This is a genomic window from Mycobacterium sp. E2699 (assembly GCF_001666745.1).
Classification (GTDB): Bacteria; Actinomycetota; Actinomycetes; order Mycobacteriales; family Mycobacteriaceae; genus Mycobacterium.
Genome location: NZ_LZJH01000109.1, coordinates 1 through 19,576, shown reverse-complemented (window position 1 = coordinate 19,576; position 19,576 = coordinate 1). Strand labels below are relative to the sequence as shown.

The following is a 19,576-nucleotide window of genomic DNA, read 5'->3' as shown; positions in this document are numbered from 1 at the left end:
CGGCGAGGCGCCGATCGGGGAGGGCCGATAATGGCCGGGTGCGGTCAGTCGAAGAACATCAGCGAGTCGTGGCGGAGATGATCCGCGCCCGCCCACCGGTCGCGGTCGCGCTGGCCGACGCCCAGGGGCTGGCGCTGGCCGAGGACGTGGTCGCCCGGCTGGCGCTGCCGGTCTTCGACAACTCGGCGATGGACGGCTACGCGGTGCGCGCCGAGGACGTCGCGGGCGCCACCCCGGAACACCCGGTGGTGTTGCCGGTCGCCGAGGACATCCCGGCCGGGCGGACCGACGAGCTGACGCTGCGGCCGAAGACCGCGCACCGGATCATGACCGGCGCGCCGGTGCCGGCCGGGGCCACGGCCGTGGTGCCGGTCGAGGACACCGACGGCGGTGTCGACTCGGTGGCGATCCGCAGCCCCCGCCCGGGCGGCGCGCACATCCGGCGGGCGGGTGAGGACGTCGCCCCCGGCACCACGGTGCTGCGCCGGGGCCAGGTGGTGACGCCGGCCGTGCTCGGCCTGGCCGCGGCGCTGGGAATGGCGGAGCTGCCGGTGCTTCGGCGCCAGCGGGTGCTGGTGATGTCGACGGGCTCGGAGCTGGTGTCGCCGGGCGAGGCGCTGCGGCCCGGGCAGATCTACGAGTCCAACTCGATCATGCTGGCCGGCGCCGTCCGCGACGCCGGCGCCGAGGTGGTCGCCGTCGTGACCGCCGAGGACGACGTGGCGCAGTTCAGCGCGCTGCTCGACCGGTACGCCGCCCCTGAAAACCAAGTCGACCTGATCATCACCAGCGGCGGCGTCAGCGCCGGCGCGTACGAGGTCGTCAAGGACGCCTTCGGGCGAGACGGGGACCAGGGGGTGGACTTCGTCAAGGTGGCGATGCAGCCCGGCATGCCGCAGGGCATCGGGCGGGTGGCGGGCGCGACGATCGTCACCCTGCCCGGCAACCCGGTCAGCGCGCTGGTGTCCTTCGAGGTGTTCATCCGACCCGCGCTGCGCCGGGCGATGGGCCTGCCCGACCCGGAGCGGCCGCGCCGGCCGGCGGTACTCGCCGAGTCGCTGACCTCGCCGCGCGGCAAGCGCCAGTTCCGGCGCGCGATCCTCGACCGCGAATCCGGCACCGTCACCAGCTACGGGCCGCCGGCGTCCCACCACTTGCGCTGGCTGGCGTCGGCCAACGGGCTGCTGGACATCCCCGAGGACGTCGTCGAGGTGTCCGAGGGGACCGAGCTGGCCGTCTGGGACCTGAGCTGACGCACGCTCCGTAAGATGGCCGCGTGGCAAGACGCCCCCGCAGCCCTTCTTGTCCGGAAGGCCCCTCCTTCGAGGACCCGGCCTTCAGCCCGCAGCACGCCCTCGAGTTGGTGCGCTCCGCCGTACCGCCCGTGCACCCGGCCGGCCGGCCGTTCGTCGCCGCCGGCCTGGGGGTGGCGCTGGTCGGTCGCCGCCACCGCTGGCTGCGCCGGGCCGGGCTGCTGGCCGCCGGCGCCTGCGCGGGGTTCTTCCGGCACCCGTCCCGGGTGCCGCCCACCCGGCCCGGCGTCGTCGTCGCACCCGCCGACGGCGAGATCTGCGTGATCGACACCGCGGCCCCGCCGGCCGAATTGAGCATGGGCGACGCGCCGTTGCCGCGGGTCAGCATCTTCCTGTCGCTGCTGGACGCCCACGTGCAGCGGGCCCCGGTGAGCGGCGAGGTGGTCGCCGTGCAGCACCGGCCCGGCCGCTTCGGGTCGGCCGACCTTGCCGCGGCCAGCACCGACAACGAGCGGACCAGCCTGCGGATCCGGACCGACGGCGGGGCCGAGGTGGTGGCGGTGCAGATCGCGGGGCTGCTGGCACGCCGCATCATCTGCGACGCCCACGTCGGGGACAAGCTGGCGATCGGCGAGACCTACGGCCTGATCCGGTTCGGCTCCCGGCTCGACACCTACCTTCCGCCCGGGACGGAACCGCTGGTCAGGGTGGGCCAGCGCGCGGTCGCCGGCGAGACCGTGCTGGCCGAACTGCCATGACCGACAAGCCCCGCGGCAGGCGGCCGGTGAACCTGCAGATCCTGCCCAGCGCGATGACCGTGCTGTCCATCTGCGCCGGGCTGACCGCGATCCGGTTCGCCCTGCAGCACCAGCCGGTGCCCGCGATGGCGCTGATCGTCGCCGCCGCCATCCTGGACGGGCTCGACGGCCGGGTGGCCCGCATGCTGGACGCCCAGACCCGCATGGGCGCGGAGATCGACTCGCTGGCCGACGCGGTGAATTTCGGGGTGACGCCCGCGCTGGTGCTCTACGTGTCGATGCTGTCGCGCTGGCCGGTCGGTTGGGTGGTGGTGCTGCTGTACGCGGTGTGCGTCGTGTTGCGGCTCGCGCGCTACAACGCGCTGGCCGACGACGGGACCCAGCCCGCCTACGCCCACGAGTTCTTCGTCGGGATGCCCGCGCCCGCGGGCGCGGTCTCGATGATCGGCCTGATGGGGCTCAAGCTGCAGTTCGGCGAGGGCTGGTGGACCTCGGTGTGGTTCCTGTGCATCTGGGTGACCGGGACGTCGATGCTCATGGTCAGCGGGATCCCGATGAAGAAGATGCACGCGGTGCGGGTTCCGCCCAACTACGCGACCGCGGTGCTGCTGGTGCTGGTGCTCTTCGCCGCCGCCGCCGTGCTGGAGCCCTTCATCACGATCTGGGTGATCATCGTCGCCTACCTGTGCCACGTCCCGTTCGCGGTCCGCAACAAGCGCTGGCTCGACCGGCACCCCGAGGTGTGGGGCGACCAGCCCAAGCAACAGCGCGCCGTGCGCCGGGCGAGCCGCCGGGCGCAGCCGAGCCGCCGGTCGATGACGCGGCTGGGGCTGCGGAAGCCGAGCGGGCGCCTGCGATGATCCCGGCCTCCGGCGAGGCCCGTCAGCTCACCCTCACCGCACGGCTGAACACCTCCGCCGTCGACTCCCGCCGGGGCGTCGTCCGCTTGCATCCGAATGCCGTTGCGGCCCTGGGCATCCGGGAGTGGGACGCGGTGGCGCTCACCGGGTCGCGGACGACGGCGGCGGTCGCGGGCCTGGCCGGTCCGGACACCCCGGTCGGCATCGCGCTGCTCGACGACGTGACGCTGTCCAACGCCGGGCTGCGGGAGGGCACCGCGGTGATCGTCAGCGCGGTCACGGTCTACGGGGCGCGGTCGGTGACGCTGTCCGGCTCGTCGATGGCCGCCGCCTCCATCACGCCGGTCACCCTGCGCCAGGCGCTGCTGGGCAAGGTGATGACGGTCGGCGACGCGGTGTCGCTGCTCCCGCGCGACCTGGGCCCGGGGACCTCCACGTCCGAGGCCACCCGGGCGCTGGCCGCCTCGGTCGGGATCAGCTGGACCTCGGAGCTGCTGACCGTCACCGGCGTCGACCCCGACGGACCGGTCAGCGTGCAGCCGAACTCGTTGGTCAGCTGGGGAACCGGCGTGCCGGCGCCACCGCGCGAACAGCTGACCACCGGCACCCCGGAGATCCTGATCGAGGAGCTCAAGGGTTCCCAGCCGCAGGCCGCCAAGCTCGCCGAATGGCTCAAGCTCTCGCTCGACGAACCGCACCTGCTGAAGGCACTCGGCGCGGGCGCCAACCTCGGCGTGCTGGTGTCGGGCCCGGCCGGGGTGGGCAAGGTGACCCTGGTGCGCGCGGTGTGCGACGGCCGCCGGCTGATCGAGCTCGACGGCCCCGAGGTCGGCGCGCTGGCCGCCGACGATCGGCTGAAAACCGTTGCCGCGGCGGTGCAGCGGGTCCGCGACGGCGGCGGCATCCTGTTGATCGCCGACGTCGACGCGCTGCTCCCGGCCACCGCCGAGCCGGTGGCCGCCCTGATCCTGGGCGAGCTGCGCGCCGCCGTCGCCACCGCCGACGTCGCGCTGATCGCCACCTCCGCCCACCCCGACCAGCTCGATGCCCGGCTGCGCGCCCCCGACCTGTGCGACCGCGAGCTCGGCCTGCCGCTGCCCGACGCCGGCACCCGCAAGGCGCTGCTGGAGGCGCTGCTCAAACCGGTGCCCACCGGCGACCTCCGCCTCGACGAGATCGCCGGCCGCACACCGGGTTTCGTCGTCGCCGACCTCGCCGCCCTGGTGCGCGAGGCCGCGCTGCGGGCGGCCTCGCGGGCCAGCGCCGACGGCCAGCCACCGAAGCTGAGCCAGGAGGACCTCGTCGGCGCGCTGACCGTCATCCGGCCGCTGTCCCGGTCGGCCAGCGAGGAATTGACCGTCGGGAACGTCACGCTCGACGACGTCGGCGACATGGCCGAGGCGCGGCAGGCGCTCACCGAGGCGGTGTTGTGGCCCCTGCAGCATCCCGACACGTTCGCCCGGCTGGGCGTCGACCCGCCGCGCGGGGTGCTGCTGTACGGGCCGCCCGGGTGCGGCAAGACGTTCGTGGTCCGCGCCCTGGCCAGCACCGGGCAGCTGTCGGTGCACGCGGTCAAGGGCTCCGAGCTGATGGACAAGTGGGTGGGCAGCTCGGAAAAGGCTGTGCGCGAACTCTTCCGGCGGGCCCGGGACTCGGCGCCGTCGCTGGTGTTCCTCGACGAGGTGGACGCGCTGGCGCCGCGGCGCGGGCAGAGCTTCGACTCCGGCGTGACCGACCGGGTGGTGGCCGCGCTGCTGACCGAGCTCGACGGGATCGACCCGCTGCGCGACGTCGTGGTGCTGGGCGCCACCAACCGGCCCGACCTGATCGACCCCGCGCTGCTGCGACCCGGCCGGCTGGAGCGGCGGGTGTTCGTCGAACCGCCCGACGCCGCGGCCCGCGGTGAAATCCTGCGCACGGCAGGCAAATCCATCCCGCTGAGCGACGACGTCGACCTCGATGAGGTGGCCGCCGGGCTCGACGGCTACAGCGCCGCCGACTGCGTGGCGCTGCTGCGCGAGGCGGCCCTGGGCGCCATGCGGCGCTCCATCGACGCCTCCGCCGTGACGGCCGCCGACCTCGAGGCGGCCCGCAAAACCGTGCGGCCGTCGCTGGATCCCGCGCAGGTGGACGGCCTACGGGCGTTCGCGAAAGCTCTCTAGCACCGCCCGCGCCGACGCGGCGACGTCGGCCTCCAGCCAGCCGGGCATCGGATCGTCGTACGCGTGGCGGCGCACCACGGCGTAGGGCAGGTCGGCGACCGCCCGCGCGACGGCGTCGACGGATCGCCGATCGCCGCGCCCGTACAGCCGCCTGGCCAGCGAGGCGACCCGTTCGGTCAGCGGCGCGTTCATCGCGGCGAGCGTCTCCCGAAAGGCCGCGTCGGGCTCCGCGTCGAGCAGGTCGGTCGGCCGGATGGTCAACAAGAACCGGGCGTCCTCGGGGAGTTCGCGCGCGAAGCCGACGGCTGCCACGGCCATGGCCACCGCGGCGTCCAGCGCGGTGTCCGCGTCGGCGGCCATCGCCCGCTGCTGGAAGCGTTCCAGCGCCCGCAGCCATGCCGCCGTCAGGATGCCGTCGCGATTGCCGAACCGGTGATACAGCGTGCCGGCGGGCGCGCCGCTCGCCTTCGCGATCGCCGCGACGCTCGCGGCGCGCGGTCCGCCGTCGAGCACCAGCGCGCGGGCTGCGTCGAGGATCACATCGGTTTCGTGCTTCCGCGGGGGTGCCATGATCTAGTACATTCCTTCTATATGGAACGATTACCCTATATCGATGAGCATGCCATAACCGTGAGCGCCGATCGCGCAGACACGTGGTCGGCGCTACTGCGGGTGCTGTGCCGCGACCCGCGCGATCCCTCGACGGTGCCGCCCGGATTCGTCCTCGACGAGGCGCGGGCGCCCGAGCGTTTGGCCCTGAGGGGCCGCCATCCCTTCGCCGTCTACCGCTGGGTGTTCGAGCTGGACGCCGGGTCCGCGCACCGCACCCGGGTGCGCGCGCTGACGTGGGCCGCCTTCCCCGGCATCCACGGCAAGGCCTATCGCGCGCTCGTCATCGGCACCGGCGGCCACCGCGCCGTGGTGCGCCGGACGCTGCATCGCATCGCCGCGGCCGCGGCCCAGGCCGATTACACCGACGTCTTCGAAGTACCCGTGGCTCAAGGGGATTCGCGCACCGCCGAACAGGCGCTCCGCGACGCGGTGGGGCGCCGCCCGGGCGCGCGCGGAGGCGCGGTGTTGTGGATCCACCGCCACGTGCTGAGGTTTCGCCTGGGCCCGTATTCCTCGCCCGACCACCTCATCGGCTGGCCGATCACGCGTTCGGCGCGCGACGAGATCGTCCTGACCGCGAGCGGTCCGCTGATGCGCGGCGAGCTGGCGCTGCGCCGCCGGCACGGCCGCGCCACGCTCACCACCCGCGTGCACTACGGCCACAAGATCGCCGCCCGAGCGGTCTGGGCCCTGATCGGCCCGATGCACCGGGCCGTGACACCCCAACTGATGAAACGCATTGCGGCGCACGCCTGAACCATTCGGCTCGGTCGTTCGTGACCACATCGCTGTAACCAGCTCGCATACACACAGGCATGGAGAAGAGCCCCATGAACGACGAGCAGCCGCGATGATCAAGGCGGCGCCGACGACGCGGGTCCTCACGGTGGCCATCCTGGTGTCGACGGTCGTCTTCCTCGACGGCACCGTGGTGAACCTTTCGCTGCCGGCCACCGCGCGCGAACTCGGCGGGGGCATGTGCTCCCAGCAGTGGGTCGTCGACGGCTACCTGCTGGCCGTCGCGGCCATGGTGCTGCCGGGCGGCGCCATCTCGGATCTGTTCGGCCGCATACCGGTGCTGCGCTTCGGGTTGGTCGCCTTCGGGGCGGGCTGCGCGCTGGCGGCCACCGCCGGCACCCCGGCGATGCTGATCGCCGGGCGCATCGTCCAGGGGCTGGGCGGCGCGTTCCTGGTGCCCGGCTCGCTGGCCCTGATCAACTCGACGTTCGACCCCGCGCACCGGCCCGCGGCGATCGGGTCGTGGACGGCGTGGACCAGCACCGCCTTCGCGGTGGGGCCGCTGTTGGGCGGGCTGGCCGTGGACATGCTGAACTGGCGCTGGATCTACGTGTTGTCCGCGGTCCCGATGGCGATCGGATTTGGGTTGACGTTCTGGTTGCACCGGGTGCCCGCGCCCGCCGAACGCGCCCGCCTCGACGTCGCCGGCGCCGCGCTGTCGGCGGTCGGGCTGGCCGCCACGGTCTATGCCCTGATCGAACAGGGCCGCCGGGGGTGGGACGACGCCCTGGTCCGGGCGGCACTGGTGGCGGGCGTGGCGGCATTGCTGGCGTTCGTGGTGTGGCAGCGCCGCACGCCGCACCCGATGGTGCCGCTGAGCCTCTTCACGACCCGCAACTTCGCGGGCGCCAACCTGGTCACCGCGTTCGTCTATGGCGGCATCACGATGGGCTCACTGGCGATCGGCCTGTACCTCCAAGAGGTCGCGGGCTATTCGGCCACCGCCGCGGGGCTGACCACCTTGCCGAGCCCGATCATGTCGTTCCTGTTCGCCCGCGGGGTCGGCGGCATGGCCGCCCGGCTCGGGCACCGGATCTTCCTGATGGTCGGCCCGGCCGTGGCCGGGCTGGGGCTGCTGCTCATCCGCCCCGGACCCGGTTTGCACCTCGGCACGGACGTGCTGCCGGGCCGGATCCTGCTGGCCGTCGGCATGGTCTTGGCGATCACGCCGCTGTCCGCGGTCAATCTGTCGGCCGTCAAGTCCGCGCACAGCGGGATCGCCGCCGCGATCCAGAACGCGACGGGGCGGACCTCGGCGCTGATCGCCGTGGCCTGCGTGGGACTGATCACCGCCAACCGGCTGACCGACGCCAGCTTCACCCGGCTGCTGATGGTCAGCGCGCTGTTGTTCTTCGTCGGCGCCGCCGTCGGCGGCCTCGCGATCAAAAACGCGGCGGGTTCGGCCGAGTCCGCTTCCGACGAGATCACGTTCGCGCTCAACCCCGCGCGCTGACGCTACTGTCATCGACCATGACAGAACGTCGCACCGCCCTGCAGGTCGTCGACGGAATCGACCTCTCGGGCAAGACCTGCGTGATCACCGGTGCGTCCTCCGGGCTGGGCCGGGAGTCCGCACGGGCGCTGGCCGCGGCGGGCGCACACGTCGTCCTTGCCGCGCGCGACCGGGACGCCCTGGCACAGACCGCCCGATGGATCGTCGGCGAAGTGCCGGCCGCGCGGACCTCGGCCGTGCGGCTCGACCTGACCACGCTGGCCGGCGTGCGCGCGGCCGCGAGCGCCATCCTCGAAATCGCGCCGGCGATCGACGTCCTGATGAACAACGCCGGCGTCATGTTCACCCCGTTCGGCCGGACCGACGACGGGTTCGAAACACAGATCGGCACAAACCATTTCGGCCACTTCGAGCTCACCCGGCTGCTCGTCCCCCAATTGGCGGTCGCCGCCGGGGCTGGTGGGCAGGCCCGCATCGTCACCCTGTCCTCGGGCGGCCATGTGCTGGGCGACGTCGACTTCGACGATCCCAACTGGGAGACCAGGGAATACGACAAGTTCGCCGCATACGGCGCGTCCAAGACGGCCAACATACTGCACGCGATCGAGGCGGACCGGCGGTTGTGCGAGTTGGGAATCCGCGCCCACGCCGTCCATCCCGGCACCGTGGCCACGTCCCTGGCGCGGTACATGTCCCGGGCGGACTTCGCCCGGCTGCGCGCGATGGCCGCCGCCCGCGGCGCCGCCATCGACCCGTCCACCCCCGAGCAGGGCGCGGCCACCCAGGTGTGGGCGGCGGTCAGCCCGGAGCTGGCGGGCCGGGGCGGGCTGTATCTCGAAGACTGCCGCATCAGCGACGCGGTCGCGCCCTACGCGCGCGATGAACAACGCGCGGCGGACTGGTGGGCCCTCTCCGAAAAGTATTGTGACAGGGCCTGAATCGAGTACGTCGGTGTTCTGACCGAATCCCACCGCGCTTGGACTGTCAACGAGGGACGTCGGGTGCTCTGTGCTGACTTTCCAGGTCCTCGAAGAACTCTCGCAGGTTGACGGTCAGACCGGCACGCGTGGCGGTTTCCTGCCAGCGGGCTTCGATGGCCGCGATCTCGGAGATCGCCGCGCGCACCGCGGCCTTGCCTTTCCTCGTCAGGTGCACCAGGCGGGCCCTGCCGTCGGAGGGGTCGGGTCGCAGCTCGAGGTAACCGTTGCGGCGCAAACCGTCGACCAACTCAGTCATCGCTTGGCGCGTCATGTCGGCGCGCTGAGCAAGCGTCGTCAATCGTGTTCCCCCGGGATCGAGGTTCTCGAAGACGACGTGCTGCGCGGCAGTCATGTCGGTATACCCCGCGGCGTGCAGGCCGGCGATGAGCTCATCGATCATGAGCCGCGCGACCGAGCGGACCGCGCTCACAGCGCTGTTCGCGATGTGCAACGGATGGACGCTGTCGGTGATGGCGGCGAACCGCACGGCGATCCTGCCGGGCGGGTCGACGAACGCGGTGCTGCGGTCGGGGCCCTTTCGGGTCAGTCGCAATCCGCTCTATCTCGGGCTGATCGCGCTTGACGCTGGACTGGCGCTGCTCACCCCGTCGGTGTGGGCGCTGCTGTTCGTCCCGGTGGGGGTCGCTGTGCTGCGCTGGGGCGCGATCGGCCCCGAGGAGCGCTACCTCGCGGCGAAGTTCGGCGCCGATTACGACGCCTACCGGACCAGCGTCCGCAGATGGCTCTAGCAGCGTGGCCCCGGCGGGCTCGCCTGGCACTCACGGCTCCGGCAGCTCGCTCCAGTCGACCGACAGCCGCGAGCTGAACCGCGGCGCCCGGCGATCCAGGAAGGCGCTGACGCCCTCGCGGGCGTCGGCCGTGCCCATCACGCGGTGGTGCAGCCGGGTTTCCAGCGACGCGACCTGCCTTGGGGTGTAGTTGTTGATCGCGGCGTCCCACAGCAGCCGCTTGCACAGCGCGGCCGACATCGGCGCCACGTGGGCCGCGATGTCACGGGCCATCTCGCGCGCATGGTCGAGCACCCGCTCGGAAGGCAGCGCCCGGTTCGCGACGCCGAGCGCCACCGCCTCGGCCCCGGTGAAGGTGCGCCCGGTGAGCAACAGCTCGGCGGCCACCCCCAGGGTGGCCAGGTGCGCGAGCGTCCAGTGCGACATGCAGTCCGGGATCACTCCCCGGCGCACTTGCACCACACCGTATTTGGCGTCTTCGGCGACGATGCGGATGTCGGCCTGCAGGGCGATCGTCAGTCCGATCCCGATGGCGTGGCCGTTGAGCGCGGCGATCACCGGTTTGCGCAACTCGAAGGCGGCCGGGTCGATCGGCGACGCGGAGAACGCGCTGGCGTCCGCCGGGGCGTCGAACGGCGAGATGTTGCCCGAGAAATCCGCCCCCACGCAGAAGGCGCGGCCGGCCCCGGTCACGACAAGGGCCCGGACGTCGTCGTCGGCGTCGCACTGCCGGTAGGCACGGCTCAGCAGCCGGCCCATGTCGGCGGTGTAGGCGTTGAGATGGTCGGGGCGATTCAGCGTCAGCACCGCCACGCCCTCGTTGATGTCGACCGTCACGTCGGCGCTCATCGCCTTGCCCCCTACTCGGACAGCTGGAACTCCACCATGTCGGCAAGCGCGTCCACGGCCTCGGAGAGCGCCGCGAAACGCTCGGCGGCCGACGGCGCCGACAGCACGGTGTAGCGGTCGGCCGCGCCGATCGGGATGCGAGACGCCAGCGCGAACAGGCGCCGTCCCGGGTCGCCCGCTCCGTCACCCAGGAGCGCGTCGCGCTCCGGCAGGCGCGCACCGCGCGCCTCGGCGACCCGCTCGAACAACGCCACCACGCGCTCCTCCAGTGCGAGCAGCTGCGCATCGCTCACCGGCTCCCCCGCTTCGTCGGGCCACACGGCGACCGTCGCGCGCGGATAGGGATCGTCGGGCAGCCACTCACGCACCCGGATCCGCTCGCCGGTCCGGCACCGCAACACGTATCGGCCCGCACCCTGTTCGGCGTGCTCGGCGATCCGGGACAGCACGCCGACGTCGCACCGCGCGTCGCCGCCGCCGACCTCGCGGCCCCGCGCGATCAGCACGACACCGAACGGTTCGTCGGCGTCGAGGCAGTGTTGCACCAGCGCGGCGTAGCGGGGCTCGAAGATGCGCAACGGCAGGTCCTCGTCGGGCAGCAGCGCCGACTCGAGCGGGAACATCGCCAGCTCAACGGGTGCGGAATCGGCCATGACTCCAACCTAGATGTCCAGCTCGGCCACCAGCGCGTCGACGACCGCGCGCAGGTCGCCGTCGTGTTCCTCGGCCACCCGGCGCTGGCGCTGGTAGGACGCGCCGTGGGTCGCGATGTCGGCCACCGCGCGCAGCTCGTCGGCGCACTGCAGCGACTCGGCGACGGGCTCCAGCCGGTTCAGCACGTCGGTGAGGTCGTCGGTCACCAGCCGCTCGTTGCTTTCGGCGTCCAGGATGATCACCGCGTCCAGGCCGTAGCGGGCCGCACGCCACTTGTTCTCCTGGACGTGCCAGGGCGGCATGGTGGGCAGCGTCTCGCCGGCGTCGAGCCTGCGGTCAAGGTCCACGATCAGGCAATGTGTCAACGCCACCAACGCGCCGAGCTCGCGCAGGTTGGAAACGCCGTCGCAGACGCGCACCTCCAGCGTGCCGAGGTGCGGCGAAGGCCTGATGTCCCAACGGATTTCGTCCATGTGGTCGATGATGCCGGTCTTCTTCTGATCGTAGACGAACCCCTCGAACTCCGACCATCGCTGAAAGTGAAACGGCAACCCGGCGGTGGGCAGCTGCTGAAACATCATCGCGCGGTTGCTGGCGTAGCCGGTGTCCTGGCCGCCCCACCACGGCGACGAGGCCGACAGCGCCAGCAGGTGCGGGTAGTACTTCAGCAGGGACGTCATGATCGGCATCACCTTGTTCGCCGACGATATCCCGACGTGGACGTGCACCCCCCAGATCAGCATCTGCCGGCCCCACCACTGGGTGCGCTTGATGAGCTCGGCGTAGCGGGGGGCGTCGGTCAGCTTCTGGGCGGACCACTGGGCGAACGGGTGGGTGCCCGCACAGAACAGCTCCATGCCGCGGTCCCGGACGATCCGGCGGGCCGGGCGCAGGGTCTCGCCCAGGTCCTCCATCGCCTGCGCGGTGCAGTCACAGATGCCGCTGACCACCTCGACGGTGTTGCGGAGCAATTCCTTGTGCACGCGCGGGTTTTCACCGATCTCGGCGATGACGGCGGTGGCCTCGTTGCTCAGGTCGCGGGTCTGCGCGTCGACGAGCGCGAACTCCCACTCCACGCCGATCGTCGGCCGCGGCGAGGGGGCGAAATCGATGCGGGATCTGGCCCTAGCCGGCACCGATGACACCGCACGCCACCCGCTTGCCGGCGTCACCGGTCGTCATCGTCGTCTGGTCGGGACCCGGCGTTCCGTTGGTCTGGTTGTAGCGGTCCGACGGGATGTTGGCGAAGTTGTCGGCGCCGGCGTGAATGATGATCGCCGTCTTCTCGCCGCTGGTCAGGTCCTCCATGGCGAACGCGTCCGTCGTGGTCACCAGCATGCCCACGCCGTCCTTGCGGACCTGCAGCGAGGTCAGGTCGCCGCTCTCGGGCATCCCGGAATGCCCGGGGGCCTGGAAGTGGCCACCGGCCGACAGGAAGTCGCCGGGCGCGCCGCCGGTCGGGGCCGTCGAATTGGGCTCGCACTTGCCCACCTTGTGGATGTGCACCCCGTGGAAGCCGGGCGTGAGGTGCCCCGGGCCGGACGTCGCGATGGTGACGGTGGCATAGCCGTTGCTGAAGTCGAACTTCGCGGTCGCGACCTGGGTCCCGTCCGGCGTCTTGAGCTGGGTGGTCAGGCTCTGCCCCGCCGGCTGCTGCTCGGCGCCGTCGGTGCCCGAGCTGGGCGAGGGCGCGGCCGCTCCGGTCCAGATCGCCGGCGTGGTGCCGGAGACCGTCGACGCGTGCTGGGGCGACGAGCACCCGGTTACCAATGCGATTGCGGACATGGTGGCGGCAGCGGCATTGCGGTGCTTAGGCATAGCGGAAGCCTAGCCCGACGGCCCCCGAAATTGGAGCAGCGCCAACGTCAGCCCGTCACCAGCACGATGACGCCGGGCGGCTGCCCGTTCAGCGCCGGAATGCGCGGCTGGACGGGGGCTCCCAGGTTTTTGCCGACCGCGTCCGCGGTGGCGTGTTCATCGTCGGCGTCGGTGTAGTAGACGGTGGTGGCCGTCACGTCGGGAATCGTCAGGTTGCCGACGTCGGTCACCTTGAAGCCGGCGCCCGAGAGCTGATCCTTGGTGTGGGCGGCGACGCCCTCTTTGGACGAGATGTTGTACACGCGGACCTCGGCCTGGTTCGCCGGGGCGGCGCTGGTGGTGGGCGGCGCGCTGACGCTGCTGGTCGCGGTGGAGACGGCCGACGCCGAGTCGTCGTCGGATTTGCCCGAGGAACTCAGCGCCTGCCAGCCGAGCAGCAGGAAGATGACGCCGAGGAACAACAGCACCATCACCATGGCCCGCAGGGGAAGCCCCGTGGAATCGGGAACACGCTCTTTCATCGCGCCCCACTGTAGCGAGTCAGGTCACCTCGAAGCCGAGCCGCCGCGCCGCCCGCGCCTTCTGCCGGCTGGCACGCAACCGCCGCAGCCTCTTCACCAGCATCGGGTCGGCGGCCAGCGCCTCGGGCCGATCGACCAGCGCGTTGAGCACCTGGTAGTAACGCGTCGCCGACATCGAGAACAGCTCCTTGATGGCGTCTTCCTTGACCCCGGCGTACTTCCACCACTGGCGTTCGAACGCCAGGATGTCGTGTTCACGGCGGGTGAGGCCATCTGCGATGTCAGCGTCGTCCCCCGATCGATTTGCCCGCGCCATGGCGCTGTCCATATCGCTTCCCCTGGACCCTTCCGGCGATGCTCAAAGTGTTCGAATGACTTAATACATAGGCGTTTTTAGGGCATGCTTCGCGCGAATATTGAACCACGCCGCGAACCCTCAAGCCGTAATGCAGACCCGCGAGTCTCCCGATTGGCCGCGATTGCCCGGCGCCGTCCACCCCCGCCCGCGAACGTAACGGCACGGTGGAAAATCACGCGAAGATTCGCCACGGCGTTACGCTCGCGGGCACGCGGCGGTCGGGCACCCGGCCCGCGCATCGCCGCCGGGCCTAAGCTTTCCGACCATGGCAGTCGTACCGATACGCATCGTGGGGGATCCGGTGCTGCACACCCCGACGACGCCGGTGCCCGTCGGCGCCGACGGTTCGCTGCCGCCGGACCTGGCCGAGTTGATCGCCACCATGTACGACACCATGGACGCCGCGCACGGCGTCGGCCTGGCCGCCAACCAGATCGGCTACGGCCTGCGGCTGTTCGTCTACGACTGCGCCGAAGACCGCGGGCTGACCGACCGCCAGCGCGGCGTCGTCATCAATCCCGTTCTGGAAACCTCCGACATCCCCGAGACCATGCCCGACCCGGGCACCGACGAGGAGGGCTGCCTGTCCGTTCCCGGCGAGTCGTTCCCGACCGGCCGGGCGAAATGGGCGCGGGTCACCGGACTCGACGCCGACGGCAAGCCGATCACCATCGAGGGCACCGGCCTGTTCGCGCGGATGCTGCAGCACGAAACCGGGCACCTGGACGGGTTCCTGTACCTGGACCGCCTCATCGGCCGGTACGCGCGGAGCGCGAAACGGGCGGTGAAGTCCCACGGTTGGGGCGTCCCCGGATTGTCGTGGCTACCGGGCGAGGGGCCGGACCCGTTCGGTCACTGATGGTTTCGTGGCCGGCCCTGGGAACCCGGGTCACGGTTCGCTACCGGCGCCCGGCCGGATCGGTTCCGCCGCTCACCGACGCCGTCGGGCACCTGCTGGCGGTTGATCCGCTGGTGCGCGTGCGGACGAAGACGGGCGCGGAGGTCCAGTTCCCCGCCGCCGACGTCGTCGCGCTGCGGGCGCTGACCGACGCGCCGGTGCGCACCTCCGACATCCGGGCGCTCGAGCACGCGGCCGCCACGGCCCGGCCCGGTGCCGAACGGGTCTGGCTCGACGGGTGGCTGCTGCGAGCCGGGCATGGGGCCGCGCCGGCCGCCAATTCGGCCGTGCCGCTGGATGTTTCGGCCCGGTGGACCGCGATCCCCGAGATCGTCGCGTGGTACGAGCTTCGCGGCCTGGCGCCGCGGCTGGCCATTCCCGAGCGCTTGTTGTCGCTGCCGCCCGGGGTCACGGCCGAGCTCACGGAGCAGGTCCTGGTGCGCGACCTGGCCGGCGTCACGCCGGGACAACCGGACCGCGGGACCTGGCGCGCGACGGTGACCGACGCGCCCGACGGCACCCGGTGGCTGGGGCTGTCGGCGCCACTGCGCGAGGGGGTGTTGGCCTGGGGCGCGAGCCGCGGGGCGACCCGCGCCTACGTGGAACTCGCCGACGGCGACACCGACACGATTGGCCTCGCCGAGTCCCTCGGCTTCCGCCCGCACCATCGTCGGCGCTACATCCGGGCCCGACGAGCCGATACCGTCTAGCCATGCTTCGCCTGGCCACCTGGAACGTGAACTCGATCCGCACCCGGCTGGACCGCGTCCTGGACTGGCTGGCCCGCGCCGACGTCGACGTGCTGGCCATGCAGGAGACCAAATGCGCCGACGGCCAATTCCCCACCCTGCCGTTCTTCGAGCTCGGCTATGAGGTGGCACACGTCGGGTTCAATCAGTGGAACGGCGTGGCCATCGCCTCCCGCGTCGGCCTCGACGACGTGCAGGTCGGGTTCGAGGGCCAGCCCACCTGGAGCGCGAAACCGGAAGTGGCCGCCACCGCGGAGGCGCGCGCGCTGGGGGCCACCTGCGACGGCATCCGGGTGTGGAGCCTGTATGTGCCCAACGGGCGCGCCGTGGGTGATCCGCACTACACCTACAAGCTGAATTGGCTTGCGGCGCTGCGGGATACGGCTTCCGGCTGGCTGCGCGACGATCCCGGCGCGCCGATCGCACTCGTCGGCGACTGGAACATCGCCCCGACGGACGAAGACGTGTGGAGCACCGAGTTCTATGCCGGTGCCACCCACGTCTCCGCGCCGGAGCGGAACGCCTTCAACGCGATCGTCGACGCGCAATTCACCGACGTGGTAAGGCCTTTCACGCCCGGCCCCGGCGTCTACACCTACTGGGATTACACCCAGCTGAGGTTCCCGAAGGCACAGGGCATGCGCATCGACTTCATCCTCGCCTCGCCGGCGCTGGCCGGCCGCGTCACCGGCGCGCAGATCGTCCGGGACGAACGCAAGGGCAAGGCGCCAAGCGATCACGCACCCGTCCTGATCGATGTGAGCCCGCTCTGAGAAGTTGCTCGTTGTACGCGCGTTTGTAACGTGGCAGGCTTTCGCCCTAGAGAACAATTTCGTTGTTGCTGTTAACCTCGCGTTCAACGGGTATACGGGTTGCCACGCGGTTCCCAGTGAGAGCGATCAGAGACCAGGGAGTCACCATGGGCGTCGTCGGCGGGGCAGTCCGCAACGTGAGCAAAACAGTGGGTCGTGCCGCGGACGCGACCACAGCGGCCGCCGGCGCTGTCGGCGGCGCCGCGGTCAACGGAATCGTCGGCGGCGTAACGGGAGCCGCGGAAGGCATCAAGCGCGGCATCAGCAGCGGCAGTCACTCGACGCCGGCCGCCGCGCTGGCCCTCGGGGCGATCGGCGTCGCCGGCCTGGTCGAATGGCCGGTGTTGCTCGCCGTTGGCGGCGGCGCGCTGTTGCTGCACCGGATGCAGCACAAGCAGCAGGGCCAGACGGCATCGAAGGCCAACCTCAAGCCGGTGCCCTCGGAGCCCGCACCCAAGAAGGTCACGCCGGCAAAGTCCGCCGCCAAGCCGGCGGCCAAGAAGGCGACCGGGCGCCGCGCCGGTGCCGCCGAGTTGCGCAGCACCAACTGAGACCCGTCTGAGCCGCCCTTGAGCATTGTCACGTCATTACCACGATCGACACCGCTGCGGGCTCTCACCTCACTGGCGCACGAGGCCGTCCACATCGCGGCGATTCCGCTGCGCGAAGGCGCCCGGGCGCTCACCGGCGACCTTCCCCACGAGACGCTGGGCCGGCGCTGCTGGCGTGGCCAGAGCCGCGCCTGGATCGAAGTGCGCGGCCTCGAGGACGACGAATCGGGTGAACTCGGGCCCGCCGTGCTCGACGCGGTCCGCGCCCACCGCGGCGTCACCGCGGCCGGCCTGAACCGCCCGTTGTCGCGTGTCGTCGTCACGCTCGGCGATGCGGACACCTCGCTGCGCGACCTGTGCCGCCTCGTCGAGGGTGCCGAAAGGCATTGCCGCTCAACGAGAAAACCCTCGGCGATGGCCCTTCCCGGCGACGGGGTGGTGGCCGCGACCAGAGCGGTGACCGTGGCCGCCAACGCCGCCGGGCTGGGCATTGCGCTGGCCGGGCGGGCGCTGCGCTGGCCCCGGCTGCCGATCGGCGTGCAGGCGCCCATCGTGGCGCTGGATTACCAGCCCTGGCTGCGGCGCCTGCTCGAGGACCGCATCGGCGGCCCTGCGACGGACACCGTCCTGACGCTGGCCATGACGGCGGCGGAAACCGTCACGCTGGCGCCGGCGTCGCTGTCGGTGGGCCTGCTGATGCAGTCGCTGAAGGCCGCCGAATGCCGCGCCGAGGCGCGCGCGTGGCGCCGGCACGAGCCCGAGCTGGCCCGCCACGCCGGGCAACCGGGCGGTGACGCGCCGCCGCCGCGACCGCCCCGCGCCCGCATCGTGGAGCGCAACGCGGGCCGTTTCGCGCTGGTGCAGGCGCTGGGTGCCGGGCTGGTCGGCGCCACCACCCGCAACCCGAACATGGTCGCCACCGCGCTGCTGGTGACCGCCCCCAAGGCCAGCCGCACCACGCCGGAGGCGTTCGCCGCGGCGCTCGGACGCGGATTGGCCGACCAGCACGCCGTCCTGTCGCTGCGGCCCGACGCGCTGCGCCGCCTGGACCGCGTCGACGCGATCGTCATCGACCCGCGCGTGTTGTGCACCACCGGGCTGCGGGTGGCGCGCATCCGCGGCGCCGGCGAGATCGACCTCTCCGCGGCGTGGGACCGCGCCCAACTGGCGCTGGAGCGCAACGGGCACCGGCCGGGCTGGCACCGGGTGCCCGGCATGTCGGCCGCCGAACGGGGCTCCGCGGTCGAGGCGCTCTTCCGCCCCGGCCACGACCCGTTGGCGTCGGCCGTGGTCGCCGAGGCGCATCGCACGGGCGCCGAGCTGGTCTCGGTCGACGTCGATTCGCTGGGTGAGTTGCGGCCGGCGTTCGACGACATCAAGCCGTTGGGCGAGGGCTCGGTCGACGACGCGCTCGCCCGCGCGGTCACGGACCTGCAACGGGCCGGCCGCACCGTGGCGGTGCTGTCATCGCTTGGCGCACAAGCGATCTCGGCTGCCGACGTGGCGCTGGGCGTGCTGCCCCAGCCCGCCGCGGGCCCGCCGCCCTGGTGTGCCGATCTGCTGCTGCCCGACCTCGCGGCCGCCTGGCGGGTGCTGCACGCGCTGCCGGCGGCCAGGACCGCCACCCAGCGCGGCGCCGGGATTTCGGCCGGCGCGACGGCGATGGGTTCGCTGCTGATGATCCCGGGCATCCGCGGCCTGGGCCCCGGGCCGGTGACCACCGGCGCGGCGGCCGGCGCGCTCTCCGGTTACCTGCTGGCGCGCGGGATCATGACCGCGAACGTGCCGCGGCCGGCGTCGGTCCACGAGTGGCACGCGATGTCGGTCGACCAGGTCCGCCGGGCACTCCCCCCGCCGCCCCCATCGGAGGCGGAGGCCTCGCCGCAAGGGCGGGCCCCGACGCCCCCGCCCGCGCTCTGGCAGCTCGTCAAGGCCGTCCGCGCCGAGCTGACCGACCCGCTGACCCCGGTGCTGGCGCTCGGGTCGGCGGCCAGCGCGGTGCTCGGTTCGCCCGTCGACGCCGTGCTGGTGTTCTCGGTGCTGACCGGCAACTCCATCCTGGCGGCCAGCCAGCGGCTGCGCGCCGAGAACCGCCTGAACCGCCTGCTCGAGCAGCAGATCCCGCCCGCCCGGAAGGTCGGGACCGGTCCCGACGGGCAGCGCACCTACACCGACGTCATCGCCGCGCAGTTGCGGCCCGGCGACGTCATCGAGATCCGGACGCACGAGGTGGTGCCGGCCGACGCCCGCATCGTCGAGGAGGTCGACGTCGAGGTCGACGAGTCGACGCTCACCGGCGAGTCGCTGTCGGTGGAGAAGCAGGTCGACGCCACACCCGGAGCCGACCTCGCCGAGCGTCGCTGCATGCTCTACGCCGGGACCACCGTGGTCGCGGGCACCGCGGTCGCGCTGGTGACCGCGGTCGGGGCCGACACCCAGGAACGCCGGGCCGCCGAGCTGGTGTCCGGCGACCTGTCATCCGACATCGGGCTGCAGCACCAGCTCAGCCAGCTCACCAACCGGGCCTTCCCCGTCAGCGTGACCGGCGGCGCGCTGGTGGGCGGGCTGGGACTGTTGCGCGGCACGGGACTGCGCCAGGCGGTGTCCAGCGGCATCGCCATCGCCGTCGCGGCGGTGCCCGAGGGCATGCCGCTGGTGGCGACGCTGGCGCAATCGGCGTCGGCGCGGCGGCTCACCAGGTTCGGCGCGCTGGTCCGCGTGCCGCGCTCGGTGGAGGCGCT

The 19,576-nt window shown here is 72.1% G+C and carries 20 protein-coding genes and 1 pseudogene; 13 read left to right on the top strand and 8 right to left on the bottom strand.

Translation table 11 applies throughout. From position 1 onward, the window contains the following. Positions 1–38 precede the first annotated feature (38 nt). From glp to A5696_RS20140, 4 genes are read left to right on the top strand one after another with little or no spacing between them, the layout of a single operon-like run. The gene (gene glp / locus A5696_RS20155) at positions 39–1,253 is read left to right on the top strand and encodes a gephyrin-like molybdotransferase Glp (RefSeq protein ID WP_067882780.1); all 1,215 of its coding nucleotides are present in this window, start codon (positions 39–41) and stop codon (positions 1,251–1,253) included. A 23-nt stretch (positions 1,254–1,276) separates the two neighbouring features. Further along, positions 1,277–2,011: a phosphatidylserine decarboxylase gene (locus tag A5696_RS20150; protein ID WP_067882779.1), complete on the top strand. Its 735-nt coding sequence runs from the start codon at positions 1,277–1,279 to the stop codon at positions 2,009–2,011. Beyond that, the gene (gene pssA, locus A5696_RS20145; RefSeq protein WP_067882778.1) at positions 2,008–2,871 is read left to right on the top strand and encodes a CDP-diacylglycerol--serine O-phosphatidyltransferase; all 864 of its coding nucleotides are present in this window, start codon (positions 2,008–2,010) and stop codon (positions 2,869–2,871) included. The genes A5696_RS20150 and pssA overlap by 4 nt, the downstream gene beginning before the upstream one ends. Continuing rightward, positions 2,868–5,033, top strand: a complete 2,166-nt coding sequence (locus A5696_RS20140; RefSeq protein WP_067882777.1) for an AAA family ATPase — start codon at positions 2,868–2,870, stop codon at positions 5,031–5,033. Before pssA ends, A5696_RS20140 begins: the two co-directional genes overlap by 4 nt. Here A5696_RS20140 and A5696_RS20135 read toward each other — a convergent pair. Beyond that, positions 5,007–5,603: a TetR family transcriptional regulator gene (locus A5696_RS20135; protein ID WP_067882776.1), complete on the bottom strand. Its 597-nt coding sequence runs from the start codon at positions 5,601–5,603 to the stop codon at positions 5,007–5,009. The genes A5696_RS20140 and A5696_RS20135 overlap by 27 nt on opposite strands. Positions 5,604–5,624: 21 nt before the next feature. On the opposite strand from A5696_RS20135, the gene A5696_RS20130 reads away from it, so the two are divergent. The 3 genes from A5696_RS20130 to A5696_RS20120 all read left to right on the top strand — a co-directional run bounded on the left by A5696_RS20130 (position 5,625) and on the right by A5696_RS20120 (position 8,834). Beyond that, positions 5,625–6,401 carry a DUF2867 domain-containing protein gene (locus A5696_RS20130; protein ID WP_067882775.1) on the top strand — a complete coding sequence of 259 codons (777 nt, stop codon included), beginning with the start codon at positions 5,625–5,627 and terminating at the stop codon, positions 6,399–6,401. A 94-nt stretch (positions 6,402–6,495) separates the two neighbouring features. Then, the gene (locus A5696_RS20125; protein ID WP_067882774.1) at positions 6,496–7,896 is read left to right on the top strand and encodes an MFS transporter; all 1,401 of its coding nucleotides are present in this window, start codon (positions 6,496–6,498) and stop codon (positions 7,894–7,896) included. A 17-nt stretch (positions 7,897–7,913) separates the two neighbouring features. After that, complete coding sequence (locus tag A5696_RS20120; protein ID WP_067882773.1) at positions 7,914–8,834, top strand: SDR family NAD(P)-dependent oxidoreductase; 921 nt, start codon at positions 7,914–7,916, stop codon at positions 8,832–8,834. A gap of 46 nt (positions 8,835–8,880) precedes the next feature. On the opposite strand, the gene A5696_RS20115 is transcribed toward A5696_RS20120, so the two are convergent. Further along, complete coding sequence (locus A5696_RS20115; RefSeq protein WP_067882772.1) at positions 8,881–9,276, bottom strand: MarR family winged helix-turn-helix transcriptional regulator; 396 nt, start codon at positions 9,274–9,276, stop codon at positions 8,881–8,883. On the opposite strand from A5696_RS20115, the gene A5696_RS20110 reads away from it, so the two are divergent. After that, the gene (locus A5696_RS20110) at positions 9,275–9,625 is read left to right on the top strand and encodes an isoprenylcysteine carboxylmethyltransferase family protein (RefSeq protein ID WP_067882771.1); all 351 of its coding nucleotides are present in this window, start codon (positions 9,275–9,277) and stop codon (positions 9,623–9,625) included. The genes A5696_RS20115 and A5696_RS20110 overlap by 2 nt on opposite strands. Before the next feature lie 30 nt (positions 9,626–9,655). On the opposite strand, the gene A5696_RS20105 is transcribed toward A5696_RS20110, so the two are convergent. The 6 genes from A5696_RS20105 to A5696_RS20080 are packed head-to-tail and all read right to left on the bottom strand — an operon-like array spanning position 9,656 to position 13,795. Beyond that, positions 9,656–10,474: an enoyl-CoA hydratase-related protein gene (locus tag A5696_RS20105; RefSeq protein ID WP_067882770.1), complete on the bottom strand. Its 819-nt coding sequence runs from the start codon at positions 10,472–10,474 to the stop codon at positions 9,656–9,658. 11 nt (positions 10,475–10,485) lie between these two features. Beyond that, positions 10,486–11,127, bottom strand: a complete 642-nt coding sequence (locus A5696_RS20100) for an LON peptidase substrate-binding domain-containing protein (protein WP_067882769.1) — start codon at positions 11,125–11,127, stop codon at positions 10,486–10,488. Positions 11,128–11,136: 9 nt separating this feature from the next. Continuing rightward, positions 11,137–12,264, bottom strand: coding sequence for a glutamate--cysteine ligase (locus A5696_RS20095; RefSeq protein WP_082956549.1), 1,128 nt, complete (start codon positions 12,262–12,264; stop codon positions 11,137–11,139). Then, positions 12,254–12,946, bottom strand: coding sequence for a superoxide dismutase family protein (locus A5696_RS20090; RefSeq protein ID WP_067882767.1), 693 nt, complete (start codon positions 12,944–12,946; stop codon positions 12,254–12,256). The genes A5696_RS20095 and A5696_RS20090 overlap by 11 nt, the downstream gene beginning before the upstream one ends. Before the next feature lie 47 nt (positions 12,947–12,993). Further along, on the bottom strand, positions 12,994–13,467 hold the full coding sequence (locus A5696_RS20085; RefSeq protein ID WP_067882766.1) for a LytR C-terminal domain-containing protein: 474 nt from the start codon (positions 13,465–13,467) through the stop codon (positions 12,994–12,996). Between the two features lie 19 nt (positions 13,468–13,486). Next, entirely contained in the window at positions 13,487–13,795 is a 309-nt protein-coding gene (locus A5696_RS20080; RefSeq protein WP_066917645.1) for a DUF3263 domain-containing protein, read from the bottom strand. A 295-nt stretch (positions 13,796–14,090) separates the two neighbouring features. Between A5696_RS20080 and A5696_RS20075 the strand changes: the two genes are divergently transcribed. From A5696_RS20075 to A5696_RS20055, 5 genes and pseudogenes are all read left to right on the top strand, one after another. Then, positions 14,091–14,684, top strand: a complete 594-nt coding sequence (locus A5696_RS20075) for a peptide deformylase (RefSeq protein ID WP_067882765.1) — start codon at positions 14,091–14,093, stop codon at positions 14,682–14,684. After that, positions 14,684–15,433 (top strand): GCN5 family acetyltransferase, encoded by a 750-nt coding sequence (locus tag A5696_RS20070; protein ID WP_067882764.1) that lies wholly within the window; start codon positions 14,684–14,686, stop codon positions 15,431–15,433. Before A5696_RS20075 ends, A5696_RS20070 begins: the two co-directional genes overlap by 1 nt. Before the next feature lie 2 nt (positions 15,434–15,435). After that, positions 15,436–16,245, top strand: a complete 810-nt coding sequence (locus A5696_RS20065; protein ID WP_067882763.1) for an exodeoxyribonuclease III — start codon at positions 15,436–15,438, stop codon at positions 16,243–16,245. Between the two features lie 146 nt (positions 16,246–16,391). Then, a complete protein-coding gene (locus A5696_RS20060) occupies positions 16,392–16,835 on the top strand; it encodes a hypothetical protein (RefSeq protein WP_067882762.1) in 444 nt (147 codons plus the stop codon). Positions 16,836–16,889: 54 nt separating this feature from the next. Then, positions 16,890–19,576: pseudogene (locus tag A5696_RS20055) on the top strand (cation-translocating P-type ATPase); the annotation flags it as partial.

Bases quoted from the DNA above. Each gene is read 5' to 3' on its own strand.
- pssA (WP_067882778.1), top strand. From the start codon at position 2,008: ATGACCGACAAGCCCCGCGGCAGGCGGCCGGTGAACCTGCAGATCCTG.
- A5696_RS20140 (WP_067882777.1), top strand. From the start codon at position 2,868: ATGATCCCGGCCTCCGGCGAGGCCCGTCAGCTCACCCTCACCGCACGG.
- A5696_RS20135 (WP_067882776.1), bottom strand. From the start codon at position 5,603: ATGGCACCCCCGCGGAAGCACGAAACCGATGTGATCCTCGACGCAGCC.
- A5696_RS20130 (WP_067882775.1), top strand. From the start codon at position 5,625: ATGGAACGATTACCCTATATCGATGAGCATGCCATAACCGTGAGCGCC.
- A5696_RS20125 (WP_067882774.1), top strand. From the start codon at position 6,496: ATGATCAAGGCGGCGCCGACGACGCGGGTCCTCACGGTGGCCATCCTG.
- A5696_RS20120 (WP_067882773.1), top strand. From the start codon at position 7,914: ATGACAGAACGTCGCACCGCCCTGCAGGTCGTCGACGGAATCGACCTC.
- A5696_RS20110 (WP_067882771.1), top strand. From the start codon at position 9,275: ATGAGCCGCGCGACCGAGCGGACCGCGCTCACAGCGCTGTTCGCGATG.
- A5696_RS20115 (WP_067882772.1), bottom strand. From the start codon at position 9,276: ATGATCGATGAGCTCATCGCCGGCCTGCACGCCGCGGGGTATACCGAC.
- A5696_RS20105 (WP_067882770.1), bottom strand. From the start codon at position 10,474: ATGAGCGCCGACGTGACGGTCGACATCAACGAGGGCGTGGCGGTGCTG.
- A5696_RS20100 (WP_067882769.1), bottom strand. From the start codon at position 11,127: ATGGCCGATTCCGCACCCGTTGAGCTGGCGATGTTCCCGCTCGAGTCG.
- A5696_RS20090 (WP_067882767.1), bottom strand. From the start codon at position 12,946: ATGCCTAAGCACCGCAATGCCGCTGCCGCCACCATGTCCGCAATCGCA.
- A5696_RS20085 (WP_067882766.1), bottom strand. From the start codon at position 13,467: ATGAAAGAGCGTGTTCCCGATTCCACGGGGCTTCCCCTGCGGGCCATG.
- A5696_RS20080 (WP_066917645.1), bottom strand. From the start codon at position 13,795: ATGGACAGCGCCATGGCGCGGGCAAATCGATCGGGGGACGACGCTGAC.
- A5696_RS20075 (WP_067882765.1), top strand. From the start codon at position 14,091: ATGGCAGTCGTACCGATACGCATCGTGGGGGATCCGGTGCTGCACACC.
- A5696_RS20070 (WP_067882764.1), top strand. From the start codon at position 14,684: ATGGTTTCGTGGCCGGCCCTGGGAACCCGGGTCACGGTTCGCTACCGG.
- A5696_RS20065 (WP_067882763.1), top strand. From the start codon at position 15,436: ATGCTTCGCCTGGCCACCTGGAACGTGAACTCGATCCGCACCCGGCTG.
- A5696_RS20060 (WP_067882762.1), top strand. From the start codon at position 16,392: ATGGGCGTCGTCGGCGGGGCAGTCCGCAACGTGAGCAAAACAGTGGGT.